This is a genomic window from Streptomyces globisporus (assembly GCF_003501885.1).
GTDB classification, from domain to species: Bacteria; Actinomycetota; Actinomycetes; order Streptomycetales; family Streptomycetaceae; genus Streptomyces; species Streptomyces globisporus_D.
In genome coordinates this window covers 23,105-29,104 of record NZ_QWFA01000054.1, presented here as the reverse complement: position 1 = coordinate 29,104, position 6,000 = coordinate 23,105, and the positions used below count along the sequence as shown (strand labels likewise).

Genomic DNA, 6,000 nt, shown 5'->3' with positions numbered 1-6,000 from the left:
GATCTGACGGGGCTGGCGGGAGCCCTGGGGCTGCCCGAGACCGCCCCGCCGGTCCTCACGGACGCGGAACGCCGCTACTTGGCCGGATTCCTGGCAGGCCTCGGCGCCCGCCCGGCGGGCACCCCGGTGCTCCCGGCCGGTGCCCCGTTCGCCCCGGACCACGCCCTGTGGGTCGACGGCGTGCTGGCCGGCGCCTACTCCCGGCTTCCGGACCCCTCGGGACCCGGCATCGCGCCCGCGCCACCGGAGAGCACCCCGGAGGAAGAGGGCGGCCGCCCGGTCGTCGTGCTGTGGGCCTCGCAGACCGGCAACGCCGAGGAGGTCGCCGCGACGGCCGCCCGGACGCTGGCCTCCGAGGGGTACCGCACCACGCTCCTCGGCATGGACGACGGGACACCCGACGCACTGCCGAGCCCGGCCGACCTCCTCGTCGTCACCAGCACCTTCGGCGACGGTGACGCCCCCGACAACGGCTCCGGCTTCTGGGAGTCGCTGAACACCCCCGAGACCCCGCGCCTGGAGGGCGTCCGCTACGCCGTACTGGCGCTCGGCGACTCCACGTACGACGACTTCTGCGGCCACGGCCGCCGCCTGGACGAACGCTTCGGCGAACTGGGCGCGGAGCGGCTCGTCCCGCGCACCGACTGCGAACCGGAGTACGAGCAGCCCTTCGACCAGTGGCTCAAGGAGGTCAGGGCGGCACTGGAAACGACGACACCGGAAGGACCGACGGCGGCGGAAGCCACGCCGACACCGAGAGCGGCAGCGGCACCGGTGCCACCGGCCGAGAAGCAGCCCGCCCGCTCCAGGGCCGAGCCCGTCACCGCCCTCCTCACCGGGAACCGCCTGCTGAGCCTGCCCGGCGCGACGAAGGAGGTCCGCGCGTTCACGATCGACACGCGGCACGCCGACACCCCCCTGACGTACACGGTCGGGGACGCCCTCGGCGTACGGCCGCTCAACTGCCCGGACCTGGTGGCCGAGTGGCTCGCCGTCACCGGGCTCGACCCGGCGGCCGAGGTGGGCGTCCCCGGCCACGGGACGGTCGCGCTGGGCGAGGCCCTGCACCGCCACCTCGACATCACCCGTATCACCCCGGACCTGCTGCGCCTGGTCGCCGACCACACGGGGGACCGGTCCCTGAAGAAGCTGCTGCGCCCGGACAACAAGGGCGAGCGGGACCGGTGGACGTGGGGGAGGCAGGCTGTCGACGTGCTGGCCGAGCACCCGGTACGGGCCACGGCCGCCACCTGGGCCGAGGTGCTGGGACCGCTGCGCCCCAGGCTGTACTCCATAGCCAGCAGCCCTCTGGAGGACCCCCACCGGATGCGTCTCACGGTCTCCGTGATCCGCTACGAGAGCGACCTCGGCCGGATGCGGAAGGGCGTCGCCTCCACGTTTCTGGCGGACGCCGAACCGGACAGCCCCGTCCCGGTGTTCGTCCAGCGCAACGACCGCTTCCGTCCGCCCGCCGACCCGGCCACCCCGATGATCATGGTCGGTCCCGGTACCGGAGTCGCCCCGTTCCTGGGCTTCCTGGAGGAACGCCGTGCGCTCGGGCACTCCGGCGCCAACTGGCTGTTCTTCGGCGAGCAGCACCGCGCCACGGACTTCTACTACCGGGAGGAACTCGACGCGATGAGCCGCTCGGGCACCCTCACCCGGCTGGACACCGCCTTCTCCCGCGACCAGCGGGCCAAGGTCTACGTCCAGGACCGGATGCGCGAGCACGGGGCCCAGCTCTGGTCCTGGCTCCGCGACGGCGCCCACCTCTACGTCTGCGGCGACGCCTCCCGCATGGCCAAGGACGTCGACCGGGCGCTGCGCGACATCGCCGTCGCCCACGGCGGGCTCGAACCCGACGCCGCGGCCGCCCAGGTCAAGCAGCTAGCCTCGGACCGCAGATACGTACGGGACGTGTACTGACGGGACGAGGGAGTACGGGGATGGCCTGGGCGGAGGTACCGGTGGACACGGAACCACGCGCGGCGGGCGCGGTCCTGCTGACCGGCATCCCCGGCAGCGGCAAGAGCACGGTGGCCGCGGCGCTCGCCGCCCGGTTCGCCGCCTCCGCCCACATCGAGGTGGACGCCCTCCAGGAACTCATCGTCTCCGGCGGCCGGTGGCCGTCGCCCGACGGGGACGAGGAGGCGGACCGGCAGATCTTCCTCCGGGCCCGCAACGCCTGCCTGCTGGCGGACAGTTTCGCCGCCGCGGGCTTTCTGCCGGTCATCGACGACGTCGTCGTACGCCGCGCCCACCTCGACTTCTACCGCACCACGCTCACCGCCGGACCGCTGCACCGCGTCGTACTGGCCCCGGGCGCGGCGAAGGCCCGGGAGCGCAATCTCGCCCGGGACAAGACGCTCACGACGGACTGGTCGTTCCTGGAGACGGCGATGCGCGAGGAACTCGCCGACGAGAAGATCTGGATCGACAGCGCGGACCTGACGGTGGCCGAAACGGTCGAGGCGATCCTGTCCGCCACCGGCCTGACGCCCACGGGGCCCTGACTCCCCGGGCGTTGTCAGACCCCCGCCGTACGGTGGAACCATCTATCCGCGCTGCTGGCTGCTGCGCTGCTGGATCGCCCCGCCCGGCTGCTCCCGGGCGGGGCGCACGTTCTTCTCAGGTCAGGAGACGTCACCGCGGACGCTGTCGCCGATGAGCCCGTCGGTGTACGTCACATACTTGGCGTCGAACGTGCCCTTGGCGGTGACGGTGCCGGTGGCGTTCTCGCCGGGGGAGAGCGTCATGGCGTCCAGCTGGTCTTCGTCGACGCCGAGTTCGACGGTGTGCTTGCTGCCGTCGGTGTCGGTGATGGTGACGTACAGCGGGTTGACCTCGATGTCGCTCTTGCTGTTGTTCGTGATGGTGACCTGGACGCTGGTGTAGTCGTCGCCCTGGGCGAGGACGCTCTTCTTGAACGCGACGGCCTTCGCGGTGACGGTCACGGGAGCCTTCTCGGCCGACTCCTCTTCCTCGGGCTCGTCCTTCTTCGCTTCCCCCTGGGTGGCCGACGGCTTCGTGGTCGACGATTCGTTGCCGTCGTCTCCACCACTGGCGGCCACGGCGATGATGGCGATGACAGCGATCAGGCCGACGATCCCGAGGCACCCGAAGCCGATGATCCTCCCGGTCTTCCTCTTCCGCGGCGGGGGCGGCGGCTGCTGGCCCCACCCGGGCTGCTGCGGCTGACCGGGCTGCGGCTGCTGGTACGTCATGTGTCCCCCTTGTGCGGTTCGTGGAGGCATGACCGTAGCGACCCGTAGGCAACGGGAGAGGCTGGTTGTCCGGTTGGTGACGGAGATGTGACCGAAAGGTGGAGGAAGTCTCGATTGCCCGTTCCGTGCTCGAACTGGGTGCCGGTTCGGGGAGTCCCGGTCGGCGTTCGGAGGCCGGGTCAGCCCGCCGACTCACCCGCGTGCGGGCTCAGCGCGCCCGACCAGACCAGGGCGAAGATCAGGATGCCGAGCAGGATCCGGTAGATGACGAACGGCATGAAGCTCTTGGTGGTGATGAACTTCATGAACCACGCGATGACCGCGTAGCCGACGAAGAAGGCCACCAGGGTCGCGAAGATCGTCGGGCCCCAGGAGACATGTCCCTCGCCCACGTCCTTCAGTTCGTACGCGCCCGAGGCGAGCACCGCGGGGATCGCCAGGAGGAACGAGTAGCGGGCGGCCGACTCGCGGGTGTAGCCCATCAGCAGGCCGCCGCTGATCGTCGCGCCCGAGCGGGAGACGCCGGGGATCAGTGCCATCGCCTGGCAGAACCCGTAGATCAGACCGTCCTTGACGCCCAGGTCCTTGAGCGTCTTGCGCTCCTTCACCACCCGGTGCTTGCCGCCTGTCTCGTCGCGCGCGGCCAGTCGGTCGGCGACGCCGAGCACGATGCCCATGACGATCAGTGTCGTCGCGATCAGCCGCAGATCGCGGAACGGGCCCTCGATCTGGTCCTTGAGGGTCAGGCCCAGCACGCCGATGGGGATCGAGCCGACGATGACCAGCCAGCCCATCTGGGCGTCGTGGTCGCTGCGCATCGCACGGTCCGTCAGGGAGCGGAACCAGGCGGACAGGATGCGCGCGATGTCCTTGCGGAAGTAGATGAGCACCGCCGTCTCGGTGCCGATCTGAGTGATCGCGGTGAACGCCGCCCCCGGGTCGTGCCAGCCGGCGAACGCGGCCGTCAGCCGTAGATGCGCGCTGGAGGAGATCGGCAGGAACTCGGTCAGTCCCTGAACAAGTCCCAGGACGAATGATTCGAACCAGCTCATGGGGCTTAGGCCATCCCGGAGGTGATCGTGCATCGGCCACGGGCGGCTGGGCCCGTCGGCTGCGTGCAAAGTGCGGAGTGCGGTCAAGGACATCGAGGTCGCGGGCAGCGTATCGCCTGAAAGTGAACGTCAGGCCGACTGCACCGGTCATCCACGTGCCGCCGTACGCTCAGTTGTTCGGCGTGTCCCGGCCCAGCCGATGGCGTCTGCGCCAGGCCACCAGCGCCCCGCCGAGACCGGACAGCACGATGAAGCCCATGGCGGCCAGGAACACCGGCGAGGTCGGCGACGCGGCCTCGCTGCCGGCTATCACGTACGCCGCCGTGTTCGGGATCGACCCCAGACCGGTCGCCAGCAGGAACGGCGGAGCGCCCATCCGGGAGGTCGCCGCACAGTAGTTGGCGGCGGCGAACGGCACACCGGGAAAGAGCCGCAGCGCCAGGACCGACCGGAAGCCGTGCCGACTCAGCACCCCGTCCGCCGCGGTGAGCAGCCTCCCGCGCAACAGGGTCCGCAACGCGTCCTGACCCAGCACGCGGCCCAGCATGAACGACACGCCCGCACCCAGCACCGTGCCCGCCAGCGCCGCCGCCAGGCCCGTCTGCGCGCCGAACAACGCGCCCGCGGCGATGTTGAGCAGCGGGCGCGGCACGAACGCCACCGTCAGCGCCCCGTACGCCAGACCGAAGAGCATCGCGGCCGTGCCGCCGGTCAGCCTGGCCGGCCACCCCGACTCCAGCAGCCGCTGTGGTTCGAACAGCAGCATCGTCGACGCGGCGCCCAGCAGGACCACGACGAGCAGAGAGAACCGGGACCACGGCGACAACAGAGCCCGGGAGAGGCGCAGGGCCGGACCGGAGGCGGGCCGGGCGGCGGGGACGGGGTCGAACATTCGGGGAGAGTAACCGAAAAGGATGTGTGATCGCCGTAATGTGCGTCGCGTGACCCCCGACGCCGACCCTGCCGCCGACGCGCCCGCCCCGCCGGTCAGCACCCTCGCCGACACCGTCCTGGAACGGCTCGTCGCCGCCTACGCTCCCGCCGCCGACCCCGTACGGGCCGAGGGCGCCGCCGCGTACATGAAGCACGTCGCACCCTTCCTCGGGATCCCCACCCCCGAGCGCCGGGCCCTGTCACGGACCGTGCTGGCGGGCACCGGGCGGCCGGACGAACGGGACTGCACGGCGATCGCGCTGCGCTGCTGGCGGCTGCCCGAGCGCGAGTACCACTACTTCGCCGTCGACTATCTGCGCCGCCACGCGGGCCGCTGCACCTCCGGCTTCCTGCCCGTCCTCCACCACCTGGTGACCACCGTCCCCTGGTGGGACACGGTCGACCTGCTCGCCGCGCACGTCGCGGGGCCCCTGGTCACCGCCGACCCGGCGCTCGCCCGGGAGATGGACCGGTGGATCGACGACCCCAGCCTCTGGGCCGCCAGGACCGCCCTGCTGCACCAGCTGCGCTACAAGGAAGCCACCGACACAGACCGGCTCTTCGGCTACTGCCTGCGCCGCGCGGACCACCCCGACTTCTTCATCCGCAAGGCGATCGGCTGGGCCCTGCGCGAATACGCCAAGACCGACCCCGCCGCCGTACGCGACTTCGTCGAGGGCGCCCGCACCCGGCTGTCGCCCCTCTCCGTGCGCGAGGCCCTCAAGAACCTCTGAGCCGCAGCGGAAAGGGCGGGGAAAACCATTCGACGCGGCCGTCGCGCCCGGCCATGA

6 protein-coding genes are annotated in these 6,000 nt (G+C 71.3%); 3 read left to right on the top strand and 3 right to left on the bottom strand.

What is annotated here, in order from left to right; genetic code table 11:
• Positions 1-1,926 (top strand): diflavin oxidoreductase (locus D3105_RS12695; protein ID WP_206272719.1); only part of this gene is annotated, 1,926 nt, incomplete at its 5' end.
• A gap of 20 nt (positions 1,927-1,946) precedes the next feature.
• Positions 1,947-2,513 carry an AAA family ATPase gene (locus tag D3105_RS12690; protein WP_118903357.1) on the top strand — a complete coding sequence of 189 codons (567 nt, stop codon included), beginning with the start codon at positions 1,947-1,949 and terminating at the stop codon, positions 2,511-2,513.
• Between the two features lie 120 nt (positions 2,514-2,633).
• Here D3105_RS12690 and D3105_RS12685 read toward each other — a convergent pair whose 3' ends face one another.
• The 3 genes from D3105_RS12685 to D3105_RS12675 form a co-directional block, all read right to left on the bottom strand.
• Complete coding sequence (locus D3105_RS12685) at positions 2,634-3,224, bottom strand: DUF4352 domain-containing protein (protein ID WP_118903356.1); 591 nt, start codon at positions 3,222-3,224, stop codon at positions 2,634-2,636.
• Positions 3,225-3,403: 179 nt separating this feature from the next.
• On the bottom strand, positions 3,404-4,276 hold the full coding sequence (locus tag D3105_RS12680) for an undecaprenyl-diphosphate phosphatase (protein WP_010062269.1): 873 nt from the start codon (positions 4,274-4,276) through the stop codon (positions 3,404-3,406).
• Positions 4,277-4,445: 169 nt separating this feature from the next.
• A complete protein-coding gene (locus D3105_RS12675; protein WP_118903355.1) occupies positions 4,446-5,168 on the bottom strand; it encodes a TVP38/TMEM64 family protein in 723 nt (240 codons plus the stop codon).
• Positions 5,169-5,190: 22 nt separating this feature from the next.
• On the opposite strand from D3105_RS12675, the gene D3105_RS12670 reads away from it, so the two are divergent.
• Positions 5,191-5,943, top strand: coding sequence for a DNA alkylation repair protein (locus D3105_RS12670; RefSeq protein ID WP_118903354.1), 753 nt, complete (start codon positions 5,191-5,193; stop codon positions 5,941-5,943).
• Positions 5,944-6,000: the final 57 nt, after the last annotated feature.